This is a genomic window from Actinokineospora auranticolor (assembly GCF_002934265.1).
GTDB lineage: Bacteria > Actinomycetota > Actinomycetes > Mycobacteriales > Pseudonocardiaceae > Actinokineospora > Actinokineospora auranticolor.
Genome location: NZ_PTIX01000018.1, coordinates 36,793 through 58,872, shown reverse-complemented (window position 1 = coordinate 58,872; position 22,080 = coordinate 36,793). Strand labels below are relative to the sequence as shown.

General features: G+C 72.4%; 17 protein-coding genes. 6 read left to right on the top strand and 11 right to left on the bottom strand.

What is annotated here, in order from left to right:
• The first annotated feature begins 44 nt into the window (after positions 1–44).
• Together CLV40_RS26675 and CLV40_RS26670 are read left to right on the top strand one after the other, a co-directional pair.
• On the top strand, positions 45–1,271 hold the full coding sequence (locus CLV40_RS26675; protein ID WP_104481744.1) for a thiolase family protein: 1,227 nt from the start codon (positions 45–47) through the stop codon (positions 1,269–1,271).
• A complete protein-coding gene (locus CLV40_RS26670) occupies positions 1,271–3,379 on the top strand; it encodes a 3-hydroxyacyl-CoA dehydrogenase NAD-binding domain-containing protein (protein WP_104481743.1) in 2,109 nt (702 codons plus the stop codon). The genes CLV40_RS26675 and CLV40_RS26670 overlap by 1 nt, the downstream gene beginning before the upstream one ends.
• A gap of 45 nt (positions 3,380–3,424) precedes the next feature.
• Here the strand turns inward: CLV40_RS26670 and CLV40_RS26665 are convergent, their stop codons facing one another.
• From CLV40_RS26665 to CLV40_RS26645, 5 genes are all read right to left on the bottom strand, one after another.
• Complete coding sequence (locus CLV40_RS26665) at positions 3,425–4,291, bottom strand: DUF72 domain-containing protein (RefSeq protein ID WP_104481742.1); 867 nt, start codon at positions 4,289–4,291, stop codon at positions 3,425–3,427.
• A gap of 17 nt (positions 4,292–4,308) precedes the next feature.
• On the bottom strand, positions 4,309–7,620 hold the full coding sequence (locus CLV40_RS26660; protein ID WP_104481741.1) for a WD40 repeat domain-containing protein: 3,312 nt from the start codon (positions 7,618–7,620) through the stop codon (positions 4,309–4,311).
• 112 nt (positions 7,621–7,732) lie between these two features.
• Positions 7,733–8,467 carry a DUF72 domain-containing protein gene (locus CLV40_RS26655; protein WP_104481740.1) on the bottom strand — a complete coding sequence of 245 codons (735 nt, stop codon included), beginning with the start codon at positions 8,465–8,467 and terminating at the stop codon, positions 7,733–7,735.
• A 63-nt stretch (positions 8,468–8,530) separates the two neighbouring features.
• Positions 8,531–9,661 (bottom strand): sensor histidine kinase, encoded by a 1,131-nt coding sequence (locus tag CLV40_RS26650; RefSeq protein WP_104481739.1) that lies wholly within the window; start codon positions 9,659–9,661, stop codon positions 8,531–8,533.
• Positions 9,658–10,326: a response regulator transcription factor gene (locus CLV40_RS26645; RefSeq protein ID WP_104481738.1), complete on the bottom strand. Its 669-nt coding sequence runs from the start codon at positions 10,324–10,326 to the stop codon at positions 9,658–9,660. Before CLV40_RS26645 ends, CLV40_RS26650 begins: the two co-directional genes overlap by 4 nt.
• A gap of 87 nt (positions 10,327–10,413) precedes the next feature.
• Between CLV40_RS26645 and CLV40_RS26640 the strand changes: the two genes are divergently transcribed.
• Positions 10,414–11,061, top strand: a complete 648-nt coding sequence (locus CLV40_RS26640) for a class II aldolase/adducin family protein (RefSeq protein WP_104481815.1) — start codon at positions 10,414–10,416, stop codon at positions 11,059–11,061.
• On the opposite strand, the gene CLV40_RS26635 is transcribed toward CLV40_RS26640, so the two are convergent.
• Complete coding sequence (locus CLV40_RS26635) at positions 11,062–12,258, bottom strand: PQQ-binding-like beta-propeller repeat protein (protein ID WP_146108257.1); 1,197 nt, start codon at positions 12,256–12,258, stop codon at positions 11,062–11,064.
• Positions 12,259–12,325: 67 nt separating this feature from the next.
• Positions 12,326–14,236, bottom strand: a complete 1,911-nt coding sequence (gene dxs / locus CLV40_RS26630; RefSeq protein ID WP_104481736.1) for a 1-deoxy-D-xylulose-5-phosphate synthase — start codon at positions 14,234–14,236, stop codon at positions 12,326–12,328.
• 299 nt (positions 14,237–14,535) lie between these two features.
• Here dxs and CLV40_RS26625 point away from each other — a divergent pair, with 299 nt between their 5' ends.
• Complete coding sequence (locus CLV40_RS26625) at positions 14,536–15,291, top strand: ferredoxin (protein ID WP_146108256.1); 756 nt, start codon at positions 14,536–14,538, stop codon at positions 15,289–15,291.
• Between the two features lie 40 nt (positions 15,292–15,331).
• Here CLV40_RS26625 and CLV40_RS26620 read toward each other — a convergent pair whose 3' ends face one another.
• The gene (locus tag CLV40_RS26620; protein WP_181043753.1) at positions 15,332–16,144 is read right to left on the bottom strand and encodes a phosphotransferase family protein; all 813 of its coding nucleotides are present in this window, start codon (positions 16,142–16,144) and stop codon (positions 15,332–15,334) included.
• A gap of 65 nt (positions 16,145–16,209) precedes the next feature.
• The gene (locus CLV40_RS26615; RefSeq protein WP_104481733.1) at positions 16,210–16,689 is read right to left on the bottom strand and encodes a glycine-rich domain-containing protein; all 480 of its coding nucleotides are present in this window, start codon (positions 16,687–16,689) and stop codon (positions 16,210–16,212) included.
• Positions 16,690–17,119: 430 nt separating this feature from the next.
• Here CLV40_RS26615 and CLV40_RS26610 point away from each other — a divergent pair, with 430 nt between their 5' ends.
• Together CLV40_RS26610 and CLV40_RS26605 are read left to right on the top strand one after the other, a co-directional pair.
• Positions 17,120–18,253, top strand: coding sequence for a helix-turn-helix domain-containing protein (locus CLV40_RS26610; protein ID WP_181043752.1), 1,134 nt, complete (start codon positions 17,120–17,122; stop codon positions 18,251–18,253).
• 161 nt (positions 18,254–18,414) lie between these two features.
• Positions 18,415–18,753, top strand: a complete 339-nt coding sequence (locus CLV40_RS26605) for a hypothetical protein (RefSeq protein ID WP_104481731.1) — start codon at positions 18,415–18,417, stop codon at positions 18,751–18,753.
• Between the two features lie 4 nt (positions 18,754–18,757).
• Here CLV40_RS26605 and CLV40_RS26600 read toward each other — a convergent pair whose 3' ends face one another.
• Both CLV40_RS26600 and CLV40_RS26595 read right to left on the bottom strand, forming a co-directional pair.
• Positions 18,758–19,975, bottom strand: a complete 1,218-nt coding sequence (locus CLV40_RS26600) for a class I SAM-dependent RNA methyltransferase (RefSeq protein WP_104481730.1) — start codon at positions 19,973–19,975, stop codon at positions 18,758–18,760.
• A complete protein-coding gene (locus tag CLV40_RS26595; protein ID WP_104481729.1) occupies positions 19,972–21,987 on the bottom strand; it encodes an APC family permease in 2,016 nt (671 codons plus the stop codon). The genes CLV40_RS26600 and CLV40_RS26595 overlap by 4 nt, the downstream gene beginning before the upstream one ends.
• Between the last annotated feature and the right edge of the window lie 93 nt (positions 21,988–22,080).

Sequence of the window (22,080 nt, the reverse complement as noted above, 5' to 3'; positions counted from 1 at the left end):
GTTACCGGACGGTAGCCCAGGATCCGACACCGAGGAGCACCACCGTGGCCCCATCCGCCGCGTCCGCCTCCCGAGTCGTCCGCGACGTCGTGTTCGTCGACGGGGCGCGGACACCGTTCGGGAAGGCGGGACCCAAGGGCGTCTACGCCGAGACCCGGGCGGACGACCTGGTCGTGAAGGTCATCCGCGAGCTGCTGCGCCGGCACCCCGGCCTGCCGCCGGAGCGGGTCGACGAGGTGGCCGTCGCCGCGACCACGCAGATCGGCGACCAGGGCCTGACCATCGGCCGCACCGCCGCACTGCTGGCCGGGCTGCCCAAGTCGGTGCCCGGGTTCGCCGTCGACCGGATGTGCGCGGGCGCGATGACCGCCGTGACCACCACCGCGAGCGGAATCGCGTTCGGCGCCTACGACGTGGTGATCGCGGGCGGCGTCGAGCACATGGGCCGCCACCCGATGGGCGAGGGCGTCGACCCGAACCCGCGGATCATCGCGGACAAGCTCGTCGACCCGACCGCCCTGATCATGGGTCAGACCGCGGAGAACGTGCACGACCGCTTCCCGCACCTGACCAAGCAGCGCTGCGACGCCTACGCCGCGCGCAGCCAGGAGAAGTTCGCCGACGCGGTGAAGGCGGGCAAGATCGGGCCCGAGCTGGTGCCGGTGGCGACCCGGTCCGCCGAGCTGGGCTGGGGCCTGGCCACCGAGGACGAGCCGCCGCGGCCGGGGACCACGGTCGAGGCGCTGGCGGGGCTGAAGACGCCGTTCCGCCCGCACGGCCGGGTCACCGCGGGCAACGCGGCCGGGCTCAACGACGGCGCGACGGCGTGCGTGCTGGCCGAGGAGCGGACCGCGCGCGAGCTGGGCCTGCCGGTCGGGATGCGGCTCGTGGGCTACTCGTTCGCCGGTGTGGAGCCGGAGGTCATGGGTGTGGGACCGGTGCCCGCCACGGAGAAGGCGCTCTCCCGGGCCGGGCTGTCCATTTCGGACATCGGGCTGTTCGAGATCAACGAGGCGTTCGCGGTGCAGGTGCTGGCGTTCCTCGACCACTTCGGGCTCGACGACGACGATCCGCGGGTGAACCAGTGGGGCGGGGCGATCGCCTGCGGCCACCCGCTGGCCGCGTCCGGCGTGCGGCTGATGACCCAGCTGTCGCGCCAGTTCGCCGAGCGCCCGGACGTGCGCTACGGCCTGACCACCATGTGCGTCGGGATCGGCATGGGTGGCACCGTGATCTGGGAGAACCCCATCTGGGACGGGAGCGGGAACTGATGCTGACGCAGGAACAGGCCGCGGAGGCGTTCCCGGACGAGGTCGTCACGAAGGCGACCACGCGGCTGGTGCGCCAGCCGGGGCTGCCGAAGCCGGTCGCGCTGATCACCATCGACAACGGGCACGACCACACGCGCCCGTCGACGTTCGGTCCGCAGAGCCTGGTGAGCCTCAACGCCGCGCTGGACGAGGCGTTCGCCGCCGACCCGAGCGCGATCGCGGTGACCGGCAAGCCGTTCGTGTTCGCCGTCGGCGCCGACCTGTCCGGTGTGGAGCAGGTGGCGACGCGTGAGTCCGCTTTGGACATCGCGCGCAGTGGGCACGAGGTGTTCCGGCGGCTCACCGAGTCCCGGGTGCCGACCTTCGCCTTCGTCAACGGGGCGGTGATGGGCGGCGGTCTGGAGCTGGCGCTGTCGTGCCACTACCGGACGCTGTCGGACAACACCGCCGCCATCGCGTTCCCCGAGGTGTTCCTGGGGCTGTTCCCGGGCTGGGGCGGCACGCAGCTGCTGCCGAACCTGATCGGGCCGGACGCGGCGGTGACGGTGATCATCGAGAACGCGCTGAGCCAGAACCGGATGCTGAAGCCGAAGCAGGCCGCGGACCTGGGTATCACGGACGTGCTGCTGGGCTCGGCGGACTTCCTCGAGCGGTCGTCGCAGTGGGCCGCGGACGTCATCAACGGCAAGACCGCGGTGAACCGGCCCGAGATCGACCGGGGTGCCGGGTGGGACGCGGCGGTGGCGCGGGCGCGGGGGATCGTCGAGGGGCGGACGAAGGGCGCGTCGCCGGGGGCGCTCAAGGCGGTGGAATTGCTGGAACTGGCCCGTTCCGGAGACCTCGACGCCGGGTACGCGGCGGAGACCGAGGCGCTCGCGGACGTGCTGATGTCCGACGAGCTGCGGGCCGGGCTGTACTCGTTCAACCTGGTGCAGAAGCGCGCCAAGCGGCCCGCCGGGGCGCCGGACAAGTCGCTGGCGCGGCCGGTGAACAAGGTCGGCATCGTCGGCGCGGGCCTGATGGCGAGCCAGATGGCGCTGCTGTTCGCGCGCCAGCTGAAGGTGCCGGTGGTGCTGACCGACGTCGACCAGGAACGCGTCGACAAGGGCGTGCGGTACGTGCACGACGAGATCGACAAGCTGGCCGCCAAGGGGCGCCTGTCGGCGGACGGCGTCAACCGGCTCAAGGCGCTGGTGACCGGGTCGCTGGACAAGGCGGCGTTCGCGGACGCGGACTTCGTGATCGAGGCGGTGTTCGAGGAACTGGTCGTCAAGCAGAAGGTGTTCGAGGAGGTGGAGGCGCACGTCAGCGCGGAGTGCGTGCTGGCGACGAACACCTCGTCCCTGTCGATCACCGCGATGGCTGCGGGCCTGCGCCACCCGGAGCGGGTCGTGGGCTTCCACTTCTTCAACCCGGTCGCGGTGATGCCGCTGCTGGAGATCGTGCGCGCGGAGAAGACCGACGACCCGACCCTGGCGACCGCCTTCGCGGTGGGCAAGGCGCTGCGGAAGTCCTGTGTGCTGGTGAAGGACGCGCCCGCGTTCGTCGTCAACCGACTGCTGACCCGGTTCATGGGCGAGGTCGTCCAGGCGATCGACGAGGGCACTCCGTTCGAGGTGGCCGACCACGCGACCGACCCGCTGGGCCTGCCGATGAGCCCGTTGGTGCTGCTGCAACTGGTGGGCCCACCGGTCGCGCTGCACGTCGCGACGACCATGCACAACGCCTACCCGGACCGCTTCACCGTCAGCGACAACATGCGGCGGTTCGTGGCAGCCGGGAAGTCGGCGGTGTGGACGTGGGACGCGGCCGGGAACCAGTCGGTGGACCCGGAAGTCGCGGCCCTGTGGGAGTTCGGCCCCTCGGTGCTGACCGCGGACGCGGTCCGCGAACGGGTGCTGGCGGCCGTGGCCCAGGAGATCCGGATCATGTTGGACGAAGGCGTCGTGGCGGAGGCCCAGGACATCGACCTGTGCATGATCCTCGGCGCGGGCTGGCCGTTCTGGCTGGGCGGCGTGACCCCGTACCTGGACCGCGAGGGCATCTCGGAACGGGTCAACGGCAAGCCGTTCCTGGCCTCCGGGGTCGCCTCGGTCCCGACGGCGTGAGGTGAACCGGGTGGGTCGCCTGCCGAGGCGATCCACCCGGGCCCGCTAGAGGCGACCCATCAGCCCGATGGCGTCGCCGGGCGCCTTGACCTTCATGTCGTTGTCGAAGTAGGCGTAAACGTCGCGGCCGGTCTTGCGGTAGGGAGCGGGTTTGCCGACGACGTGCTCCGAACGCACGTTCTTCCCCGACCGCCAGGTGCGGATCTTCGTCGCCCAGGCGTCGAGCGCGTCGGGTGCGTAGCCGCTCGCGTAGAGCTCCTTGTCGCCGTGCAGGCGGAGGTAGACGAAGTCGGCCGTGACGTCGTCGAGGTGGGGCCACTTCCCCGCGGTGTCCGCGACGACCAGTGCGACCTCCTTCTCCCGCAGCAGGTCCACGAACTCCGGGACCGCGAAGGCCGGGTTGCGGACCTCCATCGCGTGCCGCACCGGCCGATCCGCGTCGGTTTTCGTCCACGCGCGACCTTCGAGGCGCTCGTCGTGGTCACCCGCGAGCGCCGCCGCGGCCGCGGTGGTCCGGGGTAGCCGGTCGAAGAAGTCGGCGAGGACCCGGGGTTCGTACGTGAAGTTCTCCGGCAGCTGCCACAGGACCGGGCCCAGCTTCGGCCCGAGTGCGAGGAGGCCCGAGGCGAAGAAGTTGGCCAGGGGCGAGTCGATGTCGCGCAGGCGCTTCATGTGGGTGACGAAGCGGGGCGCCTTGACGGCGAAGACGAAGTCGTCCGGGGTGTCGTCGTGCCAGCGCTGGAAGCTGGTTGGGCGCTGGAGGGCGTAGAACGAGCCGTTGATCTCGACCGAGTTGACCCGGCGGGACAGGTACTCCAACTCCCGCTTCCGCGCCAACCCCTTCGGGTAGAACTCACCGCGCCAGGGCGGGTAGACCCAGCCCGACGTCCCGACTCGTACGTCACCGGTCACCCGGCCATGGTGGACCGTCACACCGCCGGTTCGCCTGCCGGGTCGCGGAGGTGGAGGCGGGCCAGGCCGTGGCGGGTGCCGACGAGGAGTTCGCCGGGGGTGGGCGCGGCCAGGGCGGTGATGGGGGCGTCGAGGTCGATCTCGCAGGTCGGTGTCCACGGCGCGGCCACGGGCTCGTCCAGCCGCCAGGCGCGGAGGGCGGTGCCCGCGGTCACGGCGACCGGGGTACCGCCGGGTAGGACGGCGCACACGACCGCGCGGACGGGGTCGCCCGCGTCGCCGGACATCCAGACCGGCGCGTTGTGGTCGCCGAGGCGCCAGGCCACCACCTGGCCGCGCGCGTTGCCGCTGACCGCGAGGACGCCGCCGTCGGGGTGGACGAGGGTGGCCAGGGCCGTCGTGGGGTTGTGGCACTGGATGGCGATCTGATCGCCGACCACCCGGCCGGTCGCCAGGTCGCGCACCTGCAGGTAGCCCGCCGACGTGGTGGCGGCCAGCAGCTCCGCGCCGTCGACCGGCGCGACGCGCAGCCTGCCCGGGGGCCGCAGCCGCCACAGGGGTTCCCAGTCCGGCAGGGCGCGCGCCTCCAGCAGGTTGGCGGTACCGGTGATCACGACCACGGGCCGCCCGTCCAGGAGGGTGCCGGTCACCGACGTCGCGCGACCGGCCCACGGGCGCGCCGCGGGCGCGCCGACCCGGCCGTCGCCGTCGAACACCAGCAGCGACCCGTCCTCGTGCAGGGACACCGCGAACTCCCCCGCCCTGGTCACCTCGACGACCGGGGCGGGCCCCGCGACCTCGGTCTCCGCGCCCGACCAGAAGCGGACCCGGCCGTCGGCGTGGCCGCTCACCCGCCACCCGGCCGCGGCCACGACACCCGTCACCCCGACCGGGCCCGCCACGGCCCGGGTGGACGGCGCGAGCACGTCACGGGTGTCCCACAGCCGGACGGTGTTGTCCGCGCTCCCCGACGCGACCACGACCCGGCCGTCGGCGAGCCGGGCGCACGACAGCGCGCCGACCTCGTCGCCGTGCGCGGCGAGCGGTTCGGCCAGCGGCGCGCCGGTGTCGGCGTCCCACACGCAGATCTGCCCCGCCTCGTCACCGCTGAGCACCACCTCCCGGCCGTCGGCGAGGTCACCGGTGATCAGCGCGGTCGGGCGGCGCCCGGTGGGGTTGGCGCGCGCCCCGATCACCTCCCCGGGGCTCAGGCTCCACCGCAGTACCTGGTTCCGCGACAGGGCCAGCACCGTCCGCCGCGTGCACACCAGGGCTTCCGGGGCCGCCATGACCGCGTCGAACCCCTGCCGGACCGGTGTCCCCGCCGCCAGGTCCATGACCCGGATGACGCTGTGCCGCGACCCCATGACGGCCACCGCGGGCACGTCGTCGTTCAGGGTCGCGGCGGCCACGCGCCAGTCGGCACCCGCGTCGAGCCGCAGCGCGGCCGTGGGGCCGATCCGCGCGCCGGTGTCGGCGTCCCACGTGCGAGCGGTGCCGTCGGTGTAGGTGACGATCGCCGCGCGAGCGCGGGTGGACACGATCTGGGCGACGCCCGCGTCGGGCTCGTCGACGTCCCAGGGCACCGGGTCGCCGGTCGCGCAGTCGCGGACCCGCAGACCCGACCCCGCGTCCAGCAGCACGAGCGGCCCGGCGCCCAGGCGCGGTACGCACGCGATCGCGCCGACCCGTTCGTCGCGGTCCAGCCACGGCGGCTGCACGGTCTCGTTGGTGTCCAGGTCGACCACGCGCACGACCCCGCTGTCGTCGCGGCTGATCACCCAGGTCACCCCGCCCCGCAGCGGCGCGACGACCACGTCCTCGACCGGGCGCTGGTGGCGGATCAGGACCTTGTGCTCGACGCTGGGCTCCCAGGCCGTCCACGAGCACCGCCAAGCCGACCCGGTGGCGTGCCGGGCCGTCCGCGCGGCCAGGTCGTCCGCACCGGCCCGGCGGGCGGCGAACTCGAGGTAGGCGGGGCGCTGCTCGACGTCGTGGTCGCGCAGGTGGTGCGCCGCGCGCCGGTACACCGCCGCCGCGCGGACCGCGTCGGCGCCGGTGGCCGCGTCGAGGTGGGGCAGGAGGCCGGGTTGGCCCGCGGCGAGGAGGTAGCCGGGGTCGGTCAGCAGCTCGTCGACGCGGTGCGCGGCGGCGGCGTGCGCGGCGAGGTGCCTTCGCGCGTACGGGGCGGCTTCGGCCCAGTCGGCCGGGACGAGCCCGTCGACGAGGTGGCCGTTGAGTTCGGTGAGCCTGCGCGCGCCCACGGCGTTGCGCAGGTACGCGAGCAGGACGTCGTGCAGCCGGAACGCGTCGCCGACCCGGCTCAGCAGCGACAGGTCCACCAACCGGCGGCACAGCGCGCGGGTCCGCGATTCGTCCGACCCGGCGGTGCCGCGCCAGAGGACGTGCAGGACCGCGCCCGGCAGGTCGGTGTCGGCCGGGAACACGACCAGTTCGCGGAACCGGTCGCGGTCGGCGTCGCCGAGCCGGTCGGTGCTGGCCTCGACGGTCGCGCGCACGGCCTGGTCGCGGCGGTCGGCGCTGTCGAGGTCGAGGCAGTCCGGGCCGTCCTCCAGCAGCTGCTCGGCGACCGAGTCGGCAGCGGCGGCGGCCGTCGAGCCGTCCGCGACCGACCGGCGGATCGTGCTGTTGACCAGGGCGAGCAGCAGCGGCCAGCGCCCGGTCAGGCGCAGCAGGCGGTCGGTGGCGGCCATGTCCGGCAGGCCGCGGGTGAGCAGCGTCCGGCTCTCCACCGCGCTCATCGCGGTGACGATCACCACCTCGGCGTCCGACGGCAGCGCGCCGGGTGTGCGGGTGGTGACCAGGCAGGCGCGGGCCCGCAGGAACGGCGCCAGCCTGCTGGCGGCCCAGAGGTCGTCGACGACCAGCAGCGTCGGCGGCGCCTCCGCGAGGACCTCGCCGAGGCGGTGGCCCGCCGTCAGGGGGTCGGTGAGCGCGGGGCGGCGACCGGTCAGGACCTCGGTGAGGTCGTTGACCTTGTCGGCGAGCAGCGGGTCGGGGACGTGCTCACCGAGGGTCAGCCAGAGCACGCCGCCGGGGAACCGGTCGCGCACCCGGTGGCAGACCTGCGCGGCCAGGGTCGTCTTGCCGAACCCGCCCGCGCCGACGACGCCGACGACCGGGGCGCCGGACCGCACCAGCGCGGCCAACCGGTCGGCCACCCCGGGCCGGTCCACCGGTGCCCGGCCGGGCTCCGGCACCATCCACACGGGCCGTCGGTGACTGTTCGACGTGGTCACCGCGACGGTCTGGGCCTGGATGATGGCGCCGTGTACCGTCCCACTGACCTCGTTGTGGATCTCCGGCACCGCGCAAGTATGCCCGCGAGTGTCACTCAATCGGGCTAATCTGTCGGGGTGAGTCGTGCGCCGTACCGGCGCGTTGCTCCCCTTGGCCCACCCCGTGCCACCGGTCGCCCCCTCAGACGAGCGCGCGCACCCGCCGGGCGAGGCGTTCGGCGTCCTTCGGCGCGTTCCCGACCATCGTGTTGTCGAGGTACACGAACACGTCCCGGTCGCCGCCGGACCACTCCACGGCTCGCGCGGCCCAGGTGTCGATGGCGTCGTCGGGGTACGCGCTCGTGTACAGCTCGGTGTCGCCGTGCAGCCGCAGGTAGGCGAAGTCGGTCGTGTCGGCGAGCAGGCTCGGCCACACCCGGGGGCTGTCGGCGACGACCAGCGCGACGCGGTGCTCGGCGAGCTGGTCGATGAACCGGTCGTCGGCGAAGCTGGCGTGCCGCACCTCGACGGCGTGGCGGCGGTCGGGTGGGAGGAGGGGGAGGAAGTCGCGCAGCAGCGCGGGGTCGTAGTGCAGGGACCCGGGTAACTGCCAGAGGACGGGGCCGAGCTTGGCGCCGAGGTCATCGAGGCCGGAGTCGAAGAACTCGTCGACCCTGGCCCGCGCGTCGCGCAGGCGGCTGGAGTGGGTGATCAACCGCGGCGCTTTGACGGCGAAGACGAAGTCGTCGGGCACGGTGTCGTGCCACCGCAGGTAGTCCGATGCCTTGCGGGGCCCGTAGAAGGTGCTGTTGACCTCTATGGTGTCCACCCGCCGCGCGAGGTAGCCCAGCTCCTCCCGCGCGGGTAAGCCACGCGGGTAGTAGTTCCCGCGCCATGGTTCGTAGGCCCAGCCGGACGTGCCGATCCTGATCGCCACGGGTCCAGGGTGGCAAGGTTGATCACTCCGCGCACGCTTGTGCCCCGGACGGCCTAGTCGGCGCTAGACCGCCGGGAAAGCGACGGTGACGCGGAGACCGCCGCCGGGCACGGGTTCGGCGCTGACCGTGCCGCCGTGCGCCCGGGCGACCGCGCGCACGATGGACAGGCCGAGACCGGTCCCGTTGTGGGACGTGCGGTCGACGATGCCGCGCCGGAAGGGTTCGAACAGCTCCGGCACCCGCTCCGGCGGGATCGCGCGACCGGAGGAGGCCACCTCCAGCGTTGTCCACTGTGGACCGCACAGCGTGCGGACGTCGATCCAGCCGCCGTCGACGTTGTGCCGCACGGCGTTCTCCAGGAGGTTGCCCGCGACCCGTTCCAGCAGCGCCGAATCGCCGACGACGGTGGCGTGCCCGTCGTGGAAGCGGGCCGTGATGCCCCGCCGCTCGGCGTCCGCGCGGGTCGAGCGCCACGCGCCCGCCACGACGACCGGCAGCTCCACCGGACCGGTCGCGCCGACACCGAGCCCGTCGGTGCGGGCCAGCACCAGCAGCGCCTCGACCAGGTCCCCCGCGCGCAGCGTCGCCGTGCGCACCACGTCGGCCATGCGGCGCAGCTCGGCGGCGTCGGCGTCCGGGTCGGACAGCGTGACGTCGAGCTCCGTGCGGATCACCGCCAGCGGGGTGCGCAGCTCGTGGCTGGCGTTCGCGACGAACTGGCGCTGCGCGGAGAACGCGGCCTGGAGGCGGTCGAGCATCGCGTCGAAGGTGTCGGCCAGCTCGGCCACCTCGTCGCGGGCGCCGTGGTGGCCGATCCGCTCGCCGAGCGATTCCACCGACAGCCGGTGCGCCGTCGCGGTCACCTCGCGCAGCGGGCGCAGCACCCGGCCGGTGATCGCCCACGACAGCAGCGCGGTGGCGAGCACGACGCAGACGAACGCGACCGCGCCCGCCAGCAGCACCCGGTTCCTGGCCTCCGCCGACAGCGCCTCCGCCAGCCGCTCCGGCTCGACGCGCACCCCGCCGACGATCACCGTCGTGCCCGCCGGGAACGACGGCACCGACGCGCCGACCCCACCGGCCAGCAGCCAGGCGAGCCACAGCAGCAGCACGCTGACCACCGCGACCAGGCCGGTGGCCAGCAGCGTGACCCGGGCCCGCAGGCCGGGACCCCGCCTGCGCGGGGCGGTCACCCCTCGTTGACCGGCACGCGGTAGCCGGAGCCCACCACCGTGTCGATCACACCGGGATCACCGAGCTTCTTGCGCAGGGTCATCACGGTCACCCGGACGGTGGTCGTGAAGGGGTCGGCGTTCTCGTCCCAGACCCGCTCCAGCAGCTCCTCGCTGCTGACCACCGAGCCGCGCGCGGCGAGCAGCACCTCCAGCACGCCGAACTCCTTGCGGGTCAGCTCGATGGGCCTGCCCGCGCGGGCCACCGTGCGGCGCGCCGGGTCCAGCTCGACGTCGCCCGCGACCAGCACCGGCGGGGTCACCGGGGTGGCCCGGCGGGCCAGCGCCCGGACCCTGGCCACCAGCTCCGGGAAGGCGAACGGCTTGGCCAGGTAGTCGTCGGCGCCCAGGGACAGGCCCTCGACCCGGTCGGCGACGGCGTCGCTGGCGGTGAGCATGAGCACCCTGGTCAGCGCGCCGGACGCGACGATCTCGCGGCACAACTGGTCGCCGTGCATGCCGGGCAGGTCGCGGTCCAGCACGACCACGTCGTACCGGGTCACCGAGGCCTTCTCGTGGCCCTCGTCGCCGTCGAACGCGACGTCGACGGCCATGCCCTCCCGGCGCAGCCCGCGCGCGACCGCCTCGGCCAGGGGCTGCTCGTCCTCCACGATCAGAATCCGCACCCCATCACGGTGCCACACGCCCTTCCGAGCCAACCTGTGAGGTCAGGGCGGGGACAGCGGCGGCCCGGGCCATGCATGATCAGCGCCATGATGCTGCGGTCGTTGCGGGAACAGGTGGCGGGGCAGGCCCGGCGGTTGGCGGCCGCCGGGATGGTGGTGGGCACGGCGGGCAACCTGAGCGCGCGGCAGGGCGACCTGATCGCGGTCACCCCGACCGGCGCCCGGCTCGGCGAGCTGCGGGCCGAGCAGGTGACCGTGGTGGACCCCGCCGGGGCGGTCGTGGACGGCACCCTCGCGCCGACCTCGGAACTGGACCTGCACCTGGGCGTGTACCGCCGGTTCCGGGCCGGGGCCGTGGTGCACACGCACGCGCCGATGGCCACCGCGATGTCCCTGGTGCTCGACGAGCTGCCGTGCGTGCACTACCAGCTCGTCGAGCTGGGCGGGACCGTCCCGGTGGCCCCCTACCGCACCTTCGGCACACCGGAGCTGGCCGAGGCGGTGCTCGACGCCCTCGAAGGCCACACGGCCGCCCTGATGGCCAACCACGGCGGCATCACCCACGGCGCCGACCTGGACACCGCCGTGACCCGGACGCTGCTCCTGGAATGGGGCTGCGAGCTGTACTGGCGCGCGTCCTCGCTGGGCACGCCCCGGACCCTGGACCGCGCCCAGCGCGACGAGTACGAGCGGCAGGTCACGGCCACGGCCTACGGCACCACCCGGCCGGTGTGATCACCCCTGGTAGGCGACGACCTCGTTGCCCTCCCTGAGCAGGAACCCCTTGGGGATCGCGAGGACCTCGCCGCGGGTGTGCGGCAGGGTCAGGCCCCACTGGGCACCGAGGTCGGGCAGGCGCATGGCGAAGAGGTTCTGGCCGGAGCGCAGGTAGCGGGCGCCGCCCGCCTCGGTGACCGCGGCGGCCGATGGCACTGTCGCGTTGGGACAGTCGGAGTCCGTGTGGGTCGCGTCGCAGAGGTAGACCTCGCGGCCTCGGGTCGTCAGCACGCGCGCCGACTTGTCCACGCGGAAGACACCGACCACCGTCACGCCCGTTCCCACGAGCTTGGGGCTGCGCTTGCCGCGGTCGAGCAGGTAGGCCGCGCTGGTGTCGTGGACCAGGAGGGTGTTCTCGTCGAACGGCAGGATCTTGAACTTGCCGCGCATGGCGACCTTCGACTCCCAGGTCTTGGCCCCGGTGTCCAGCGAGTACACGTTCACCTTCTCCAGCGCGGTGACCGCGAAACCCCAGGACAGGACCGTCGCCTCGCTGCCGGAGTTGTACGGGACCCGCCAGTTCTCCGCCCCGGTCGCCGGGTCGACCTGGACCCACCAGGCCCCGCCGTCCTCGGTGCGGGTGCCGATCAACCGCCCGCCGAGCACCGAGATGGCGCCCGGTACCCGCCAGATCTCCTTGCGGGTCGCGCGGTCCACGGCGGCCGTCTGCGTGCCCAGGTTGATCAGCAGCAACTTCTCGTCGGCGTCGACGCTCTCCACGCCCGCGATCGGGACGCGCAGCAGCTCCTCGGCGTTGTTGCCGTTGAGCACGACCAGTTCGGTGGCTCCCTTGAGCACCGCCAGTCCCTTGTGGATGGACAGCCGGGCGCCCTGGGGCGCGGGCACCTGCCAGACCTGGGCGCCGGTCTCCGAGTGCAGCCGCCGGACCGCGCCCGCGTCCAGGGAGATGATCAGGTGTTCGCTGATCTCGGTCTTGCCGCCCTGCGGGAAGGTGGTGCGCCACTTCTCCTTCGGCACGGCCACCGGCGCCGCGGGCGGCGCCTTCCAGCCCGCGGACGCGTCCCAGACCTCGGTCGCGGAGTAGGCGTTGACCGGGCCCGCCGTCGTGGTCGCGGTGGTCGACGGGGTGTCCCGCGCGGCACAGCCGGACAACACCAACGCGGCCAGGGCAACCGGCCACCAAGATCGCTTCATGCCGCTCTGACGCGGCGGGGCACCGCTCGGTTGCCCGGTGCGCGACCGCACCGGGCAACCGCGGGGCTCAGCGAGCCTGGTCGACCGCTTCCTCGCGGGTCGGGGACGCGATGAGGTCCGACGCCCAACCGGTGACCCGGCGCGCGATGTCCTGCGCGGTGAGTCCCAAGCGGACCAGGACCTCCGCGCGGGTGCCCTGCGCGTGGAACTCGTTGGGGATGCCCAGGTCCCGCAGCGGGACCTCCACGTCGTGGTCGCGCAGCAGCGCCGCCAGCGCCCAGCCGAAACCGCCGTGGCGGCCGGAGTCCTCGACCGTGACGACCAGCTTGTGCGCGCGCGCCAGCTCGGCCAGCTCGGTCGGCACCGGGGCGACCCAGCGCGGGTCCGCCACCGTCACGCCGATGCCCTGCGCCGCCAGCCGCTCCGCCGCCGCCAAGCCCAGCTCGGCGAAGGAGCCGACGGTGACCAGGAGCACGTCCTGGTCCTCGTCGCGGCGCAGCACGTCGACCGGGCCGCGGCGCTCGACGGCCGGGATGTCCTCGCCGACGGTCGCCTTCGGGAAGCGCAGCACCGAGGGGGCGTCGTCGATCGCGACGGCCTCGCGCAGCTCTTCCCGCAGCGTCGCCGCATCCCGGGGGGCCGCGATGTGGATGCCGGGGATGGTGCCCAGGATGGACAGGTCCCACATGCCGTGGTGGCTGGCGCCGTCCGGGCCGGTGATGCCCGCGCGGTCGAGCACGACCGTGACCGGCTGCTTGTGCAGCGCCACGTCCATCAGCAGCTGGTCGAAGGCGCGGTTGAGGAACGTCGAGTAGATCGCGACCACCGGGTGCAGACCGGCCATGGCCATGCCCGCGGCCGAGGTGATCGCGTGCTGCTCGGCGATGCCCACGTCGAAGCAGCGGCGCGGGAAGCGCTCGGCGAACGGGGCCAGGCCGGTGGAGCGCAGCATCGCGGCCGTGATCGCCACCACGTCCTCGCGCTCCTCGCCGATCGCGGCCAGCTCCTCGGCGAACACCGAGGTCCACACGGTGCCCTTGGACTTGCGGGGCTTGCCGGTGACCGGGTCGATCGGATCGGTCTGGTGCATCTGGTCGAGCTCGTCGTTCTCGGCCAGCGGGTAGCCGTTGCCCTTGCGGGTGACCGCGTGCACGATCACCGGGCCGCCGAAGTCGCGGGCCCGGCGCAGCGCCGCCTCCAGCGCCTCGATGTCGTGGCCGTCGACCGGGCCGAGGTACTTCAGGCCCAGGTCCTCGAACATCGCCTGCGGGCTCAGCGCGTCCTTGATGCCGCGCTTGGCCGCGTGCAGGGCCGCGTAGATGGGCTTGCCGACGACGGGGGTGCCCTGGAGCACCCGCTTGCCGCCTTCGAGCGCGCGCTCGTAGCCGGGCCGCAGGCGCAGCGAGGCCAGGTGGTCGGCCAGGCCGCCGATGGTCGGCGAGTAGGAGCGGCCGTTGTCGTTGACGACGATGACCACGCCGCGGTCGGTGCCCGCGGCGATGTTGTTGAGCGCCTCCCAGCACATGCCGCCGGTCAGCGCGCCGTCGCCGACGACGGCGACCACGCTGCGCTTCTCGCCGCGCAGCTGGTGGGCCTTGGCCAGGCCGTCCGCGTAGGACAGGGCGGTGGAGGCGTGGCTGTTCTCGACGAGGTCGTGCTCGCTCTCGTCGCGGCACGGGTAGCCGGAGACGCCGCCCTGCTGGCGCAGGTCGTCGAAGCCGTCGCGGCGGCCGGTGACGATCTTGTGCACGTAGCCCTGGTGGCCGACGTCGAAGATGATGGGGTCGCGCGGGGAGTCGAACACCCGGTGCAGGGCGATGGTGAGTTCCACCACGCCGAGGTTCGGGCCGAGGTGGCCGCCCGTTCTGGTCACCTTGTCCACCAGGAAGGACCGGATCTCGACGGTCAGCCGGTCCAGCTCCTCGGGGGTCATGCGCCTCAGGTCGGCCGGTCCCTGCACCGAATCCAGCAGCGTCACCGCGTCGTCACCTCGTCCTGTCGTGGATGGCTGGTCTCCTGGGAGTCACGGCCGGGATCCGCTGCCCACGCGCCGGTTCGGACCAGTCTACGAGTGTTCCGGCGCCACTGATTTCCGGTATCGGCACCCGGCCAAGTGACGCACATCCCCCATCCGGGTCCTTTGGTGACTGGCTGTTCCTGTCCGACTCGACCCTGCGCGCACCCGGCGGCCGGTAGGGTTCCCGACACGCGGAGGGGGCGTAGGAACAGGGGGAAGGTGGCAGTGTCGCGGGAAGCGGCCAGGGGTGGGGGATCGTCGTGACGACGGGGGAGCCCCAGCCGGTGCTGGCGCAGGCGGAGCTGGACCGGATCACCAAGGAGGTCGGTCGCGCCATGGTGCGCGCGGCCGGTCCGCAGTGGCGCCGGGTGCGCGCGGAGTACCGCGCGGTCGGCAGGCACATTGAGGTGGACCTGCTGGTCACGGGCCCGGACGAGGTCCCACGACCGGTCCGCCCACCGACGGAGGTCGTCGACGGCCTGGGTCGGCTGCGGGCGGGGATGTACCGACCGGGCCGGGGCACGTGGATCGGCGCGGTCTACGAGATCGAGCCCCCCGGCACCTTCTCGTGCGAGTTCGAACCCGACCGCGAACCCCCCTGGCGGCGGGTGCCGCCGCCCATCGGCTTCACCGACGAACTGCGGTCCTTCCCGCGCGCGGACGAGTACGTCCCGGACTGGTTCCGAGCGCGCGCGGGCCTGCCGCCGCTGTCCCCACCGGAGCCCCAAAACGCGCCGCCACCCCCTCCCGCGCCCCCTGTTCAGGGGACGCCCGTTCGTGGGATGCCCGCCCAAACCGGTGACCAACCACCCCGACCGCCGCAGGGCGCGCCCCTGCCCGCCGGTCCAGGTGTTCCGCCCGGCACGCCGCCACGCGGCCCGCACCAGCCGCCACCGGGCGGCCGCCACGCGGCACCACCCCCGCCGTGGGAGAACCCGCCCCCGTCAACGGGCCCCGGCCGCCACGCGAACGGCCCGTACCGCCCACCCCAGGACGGCTTCGGCCCGCCTCGATAGTCCTCATGTGTGCTCGATCACTACCCGGTCGTGAGTACGGCTATCCGAGTCTGTGTCGCGCCCACGCGCGGGCTGCCGCTGTCGCGTCGGTGGTGGCGAACTTGCGTTCCCATAGGCGCAGCACGGACGCCGCGAAGGCGGTCAGGGCGTCGGGGCTCGCGGCTTGGAAGCCGGGCGTCCGGTTCGCCCACTCTTCTGCTTGGGCTGGCGTGTGTCCGGCGGCGATGAGCCGGATGAGGACGAAGGCCGGGTCGATCCACGCGGCGCCGGTCCGCCACCACGCCCAGTCGATCACCCGGGTGGTGTCGGCTACGAGGAAGTTGGCCGGGTTCAGGTCGGTGTGGATGAGGGTCGTGCCGTCCATGTGTTCCGGTGCGCGCGCTGCCCAGTGCGTGAGTTTGTCCGCGTTGTCGGTCGACCAGGCGGACGCCTTCTCGGGCGGGTCCGCGTGGATCTCGGATTTGAGTGCACGCGTCCATTGCGCGGCCATCGCGCGGCGACCGGCCGTCTCCGACGGCACCGGCACTCGGGCGATGGCATTTACCGCGTCGGCCACCAGCGGGATGTCAGGTGATCCGGGAGTGAGGTTGGCGTGCTGCCCGGTCACGTGCTCGAACCCGAGCAGCAGCCACCCCCCTGTTTCGACATGCCACAACAAGCGCGGCGCAATTTCCCCGGGCAGGAATGGGCTAGCGCTGATCTCGTTGTGATGCATGACAGACAACGACGACGCCGTCGTGATTCCCTTGCAGAAGATCGGCCCTTGCGGCGTCCGCAACGTGGCGGCCAATTCCGAGTTTCGGCCAGAGGTCGCGGACTCCGCCTTGAGGACGGGGCCGGTGCGCTCCTCCACCGCGTGCCTCACCTGTACGGGTAGGTCGTTCCACTCACGACGGGTCGTCATTCACATCCCTCGTTCTAGCGGCAGAAGCTGCCGTCGTCGCCACCCTGACCGCAGTCGGTGCATCCGGCGTGGCACTGCGAGCAGTCGCCCGCGTCCGTTCCCCACAACTCCGCGTCGATCTCGAACCCGGCGACGGTCAGGGCCTCCACCGTAGGGGCCAGCGCCGCGCGCATGGCGGTGCGGGTGGTCGTGGGGCGGGTGAACTCGTCGGGCACGTGGTGGAGGAACCCGGCGCCCAGTTCCGCGCAGTACTCGGCGTAGTCGCGGGTGTTGAGGATGAAAGCGTGCCAGCCCAGGTCCACGCGCTTGCTCGGACGGAACCGCGTGCCGGGGTTCTCGGCGCAGATGGTCAGGAACGCGACGGTGGCGTTCACGATGCGGACCGCTTCGTCCCCTGTCATCCCGGCGTGCTCACGGATCAGTTGACCCACCAGGCGGCGGTGGAGATCCCGCGAGATCGAGTCCGCCGGGTTCCGCACGTTAGCGAGCGTCATGACTCTCCCTTGATTCACTATGCATATCGGATAAGAGACTGTTATCGGCCACATCGACCAAAGCATCGACCCATTGCACGACTTCACCGGGCGACATCCCGATGCCACCTGGCATAACCGCCTGCCGAAGCACGACCCGCGCAACTTGGACCCACATCCCATTGCCACCCACGGCCAGAAGTGCCGAACATTGCGACGAGCGGTCCGCAGAGCCCTCTGTTTCGCTATTCATGACACAGGCATGACAGTTGACCCCTAAGCGCGCTGACGAAACCAGGCAGTTGGCCGGAGGTTGGGGACGACATTCGGGGGATATTCATCCCCAACCCTTCCGGGAGGCTTATGCCTCGGTAGTAGCGTGACCGTCGCGGAGTGTCATCGGAAGGACTCGGGCGTCCACAGCCGTCCACAACCCAGGGGAGCGGTCCGCGTGCACGAGACGGGGCGGGTGTTGAGGGCGGCGCGGGAGAACGCCGGACTCAGCCTGGCGACGATGGCGAGCCGCGTTCACTACAGCAAGTCGACGCTTGGCATGGTGGAGACCGGACAACGAACAGCGACACCGGACCTGATAGCCGCATACGAGCGAACGCTGGGCGTTCAGGGGTTGGGTGAGGATGTGAACCGACGGGAACTACTGGCGGCGGCTGCGGCGGTGCTCGCAGGCAGCCAAGCCCCCGACCCTCTCGCCCGACTCTTGGACGGCCTGGCCACGGCGGACCACCCCGGGCAGGTCGGCCGGTCCGAGGTCGAGGCCGTCCAGCAGGCCACGGCGGTCTACACGACGATGGACCTCCGATTCGGCGGCGCGGTCGCCGCAGACCTGTCCACCGGCGCTCTCAGGTGGGCCGTGAGTCTGTTGGACGCACCGATGCGGGACGACACCCGCATCGCACTCAGCGCAGCCGTCGGAGCACTCGCGGACCGGACCGCGTGGACTCACTTCGACGCCGGACGGACCTACTCCGCGCGTCAACTCTCCACGCTCGCGCTACGCACCGCCGACGAGGGCGCAGACCCCGATCTCCGCGCACACGTCCTGCTGAACATCGCCGCTCAAGTCGGCGAAGCGCTCCCATCCGAAGCCGTCGGCCTGGTCGACGCAGCCTTGTCCGACCGCCGCGTGTGCACGCTGGAGCGCGCGAACCTGCACGCCGGACTGGCCGGACACCTAGCGAAATCAGGCGAGAAAGAACCGGCGCTGCGGCACATCCGTGAGGCCGAGACGCTGGCCGCTCGCGGGGGCGGAACGCCCGAGTGGGCGGGGTTCCTAACACAAGATCACCTCAACTCCATCACCACCCAGGCACTAGCCGCAGCAGGCGAACACGCCGAAGCGATCAGACGATTCGAAGACCTCCTACCCCGCATCGGCACCGACCGACTTCGCGGCCGCGCCGGACGGATGATCGACCTGGCCGAGGTCTACACGGCAACGGGTGAACAGGAGCAGGCCAACTCGCTCGCACTCCAGGCAAGCGAAGCACTCACCGACGTCCGATCAACCCGAATCACGGCTCGACTTGCCCAGTTGAACGAGAACGTGGCACGAGCCGCCTCCTAGACCCCATAACCACCCACCAGGCGCGTCTGCTCAGGCAATCGAACCCGCCAGCCCCACCCCGTTGAGCGCAGGGGAACTGGTCTCAACGGGTCTTCCCGCAGGTGAGCGCGTCCCGTTACGGTCGGCTGGTTGCCCGTACCCACCGTGACCCGGAGGCCCGTGTGACCCGTCTCAAACCCGCCCTGGCGGCCGTCGCGCTCGCAGGCGCGGCCCTCACGGCCCTGGCCACCCCGGCCGCAGCCCTCGACTTCACCATCTACTGCGACAGCGGCGGCAGCCAGTTCGCCTGCGGCGCGTCCCCCGGCGGGGTCGCCCCCTACTCCTCGGCCCGGTGGTCGGTGAACGGCTACCACCAACCCGCCCTCGACGGCCTCCTCAGCACCGGCCTCTTCTCCTGCACCCCCGGCGGCGCCACCGTCACCCTCGTAGCCGTCGACTCCCTCGGCCACCAACGCACCGGCAGCAACTCCTACTACTGCAACCCCGGCGACTGGCCGTAACCCCTCACCGCGACAACAACGCCACGCACTCCACGTGGTGGGTCATCGGGAACGTGTCGAAGGCCCGCAGGTCGCTGAGCCGGTAGCCGTGGTCGGCGAAGGTCGCGACATCGCGGGCCAGGGCCGCCGGGTCGCAGGCGACGTAGACCAGCCGGGACGGTGCACGGGCCGCGATGGCGTTGACGACGGCGCGGCCCGCGCCCTTGCGGGGTGGGTCGAGGACCACCGCGTCCGGGTCCGGGAGGCCGCCGTCGGCCAGGACGTCCTCGACCTTGCCCGCGAACACGCGCACCTGGGGCAGGTCGGCGAGGTTGTCGGCGGCGTCCTCCGCGGCGCGGAGGGCCGACTCGACGGCGACGACCGTGCCCTCCGCGCCGACCTGGGCGCCGAGCACCGCGGCGAAGAGACCGACGCCCGCGTAGAGGTCCCACGCGACCTGCCCGGCCGTGAGCCCGGCCCATTCGTCGACGACCTCGGCCAGCACGTCCGCCGCGTCCGGGTGGACCTGCCAGAACCCGTGCGCCGCGAGCCGCCATTCGCGGCGGGCGGCTTGTTCGACGGCCACGGACGAGCCCAGCACGCGGTGGGGGCGCAGGACCGGCTTGCCGCTGCGCAGCTTGCCCCGGTCCGGCAGCAGTTCGCTGGCGTGCGTGCGGCCGGTCGCGTCGACGGACACGTCCAGCTCGGCCCCCGGCGTCCACTCGCGACCGGCCAGGGCGTCCACGGTCCCCGGGGCCGCGATGACGCACTCGTCGACGGGCACCACCCGGTGGCTGCGGTGCGCGCGGAACCCGACCTTGCCGCGCCGGTCGACGGCCAGCCGGGTCCGGGTGCGCCAGTGCGCGAGCCCGCCCGCCAGCTCCTCGACCTCGACGTCCCACTCGAGCCCGGCCAGCCGGGACAGCTGCTCGGTCACCACGGCAGCCTTCAGCCGCCGCTGCTCGTCGGCCGACGCGTGCTGCCAGTCGCAGCCGCCGCAGCCGCCGGGCGCGGCCAGCGGGCACGGCGGGTCCACCCGCGACGGTGACGCGTCGAGCACCTCCACCGCGTCGCCGCGGCAGAACGAGCCGCCCTTGTCCTCGGTGACCGCCACGACCACCCGCTCCCCCGGCAGCGCGTGCCGGACGAACACCACGCGCCCCTCGGCGCGCGCCACGCAGTGGCCGCCGTGCGCGACGGCCCCCACCTCGACCTCGAAACGCCGTCCGGTCCAGTCGGTCACTTGCGCGCGTCCTTCATCGGGTCCTTGCCGGTCAGTCCACGTCGGATCGCGCCGGGGGCGACCAGGTCGCGCTCGGCCACCTTCTCCGACGACTCCAGCTGCCACGGCACGCTGGTCACCATCACCCCGGGCTGGAACAGCAGCCTGCCCTTGAGCCGCAGCGCGCTCTGGTTGTGCAGCACCTGCTCCCACCAGCGGCCCACCACGTACTCGGGGATGAACACGGTGACCACGTCGCGCGGGTTGTCCGAGCGCACGCGCCGGACGTACTCCAGCACGGGCTTGGTGATCTCCCGGTACGGCGACTCGACGACCTTGAGCGGCACCGAGAAGTTCTCCTTGTCCCACTCCGCGACCAGCCGCTTGGTGTCCACGTCGTCCACGTTGACCGTGATCGCCTCCAGCACGTCCGGCCGGGTCGCGCGGGCGTAGGCCAGCGCGCGGCGGGTCGGCAGGTGCAGTTTGGACACCAGCACGATCGTGTGGATCCGCGACGGCAGCACGAACGAGCTCTCGCTCTCCGCGCGCGCCAGCTCGTCGGCGACCCGGTCGTAGTGCTTGCGGATGCCGGTCATCAGCAGGTAGATGACCGCCATGGCGGCGATGGCGATCCACGCGCCGAGCAGGAACTTGGTGATCAGCACCACGACCAGCACCGAGCCGGTCATGGCCAGGCCGAACGCGTTGATCGCCTGCGACCGGCGCATCCTGCGGCGCTCGGCCGGGTCGGTCTCCGTGGCCAGGTGCCGGTTCCAGTGCCGGATCATGCCGGTCTGGCTCATGGTGAACGAGACGAACACGCCGACGATGTAGAGCTGGATGAGCCGGGTGACCTCGGCGTCGAAGGCGATGACCAGCACGACGGCGAACCCGGCCAGGCCGACGATGCCGTTGGAGAAGGCCAGCCGGTCGCCGCGGGTGTGCAGCTGGCGGGGCAGGTAGCGGTCCTGGGCCAGGATGGACCCGAGCACCGGGAAGCCGTTGAACGCGGTGTTGGCGGCCAGCACCAGGATCAGCGCGGTGACCGCGGTGATGAAGAAGAAGCCCGCCGGGAAGCCGCTGAACACGGCCTCCGCGACCTGGGCGACCATGGTCTTCTGCTCGTAGCCGGGCGGGGCGTTGACCAACTGGGTCGCCGGGTCCTCGGCGATGCGCACCCCGGTCAGCTGGGCCAGCACGATCAGGCCCATCAGCATCACGACCGCGATCACGCCCATCAGCAGCAGCGTGGTCGCCGCGTTCTTGGACTTGGGCTTGCGGAACGCGGGCACGCCGTTGCTGATGGCCTCCACACCGGTCAGTGCCGCGCAGCCGGAGGAGAAGGCGCGCAGCACCAGGAACACCAGCGCCAGGCCCGCCAGGTCGCCGTGCTCGGCGTTGATCTGCAGGTTGGCGCTCTCGGCGGGCATGTCGTCGCCGAGGACCAGGCCGCGGAACAGTCCGAAGGCGATCATCAGCATGATGCCCGCCATGAAGGCGTAGGTGGGCACGGCGAACGCGGCGCCGGACTCGCGGATGCCGCGCAGGTTGATGGCGGTGAGCACGATGATGGCCACGACCGAGAACTCGACCTTGTGGGTGGCCACGAACGGGATCGCCGAGCCGATGTTGGCCGCCGCGGACGCGATGGACACCGCGACGGTCAGCACGTAGTCGACCAGCAGGGCGCTGGCCACGGTCAACCCGGCCTGCTTGCCCAGGTTGACCGTCGCGACCTCGTAGTCACCGCCGCCGGATGGATACGCGCGCACGTTCTGCCGGTAGCTGGCGACGACCGTGAGCATCACGAGGACCACCACGACGCCGATCCACGGGGCGAAGGCGTACGCCGACAGACCCGCGACCGACAACATGAGGAAGATCTCTTCCGGCGCGTAGGCCACCGAGGACATAGCGTCGGAGGCGAACACCGGTAGCGCGATGCGCTTGGGCAGCAGGGTGTGCGCCAGCCGGTCGCTGCGGAACGGCCGCCCGACCAGGAGGCGTTTCGCCGCCGTGGAGAACTTGGACACGGACGCACAGCGTAGGCGGTCGCATCACCGATCGGGCGCGGCCACCGGTAGGTTCGCGGCAGACACGACGATCGGGTCACCCGGCCGACCAGG

Excerpts from the sequence above, each read along its gene's own strand:
- CLV40_RS26635 (WP_146108257.1), bottom strand. The coding sequence starts at position 12,258 with ATGAAGCGATCTTGGTGGCCGGTTGCCCTGGCCGCGTTGGTGTTGTCC.
- CLV40_RS26615 (WP_104481733.1), bottom strand. The coding sequence starts at position 16,689 with ATGACGCTCGCTAACGTGCGGAACCCGGCGGACTCGATCTCGCGGGAT.
- CLV40_RS26640 (WP_104481815.1), top strand. The coding sequence starts at position 10,414 with ATGATGCTGCGGTCGTTGCGGGAACAGGTGGCGGGGCAGGCCCGGCGG.
- CLV40_RS26670 (WP_104481743.1), top strand. The coding sequence starts at position 1,271 with ATGCTGACGCAGGAACAGGCCGCGGAGGCGTTCCCGGACGAGGTCGTC.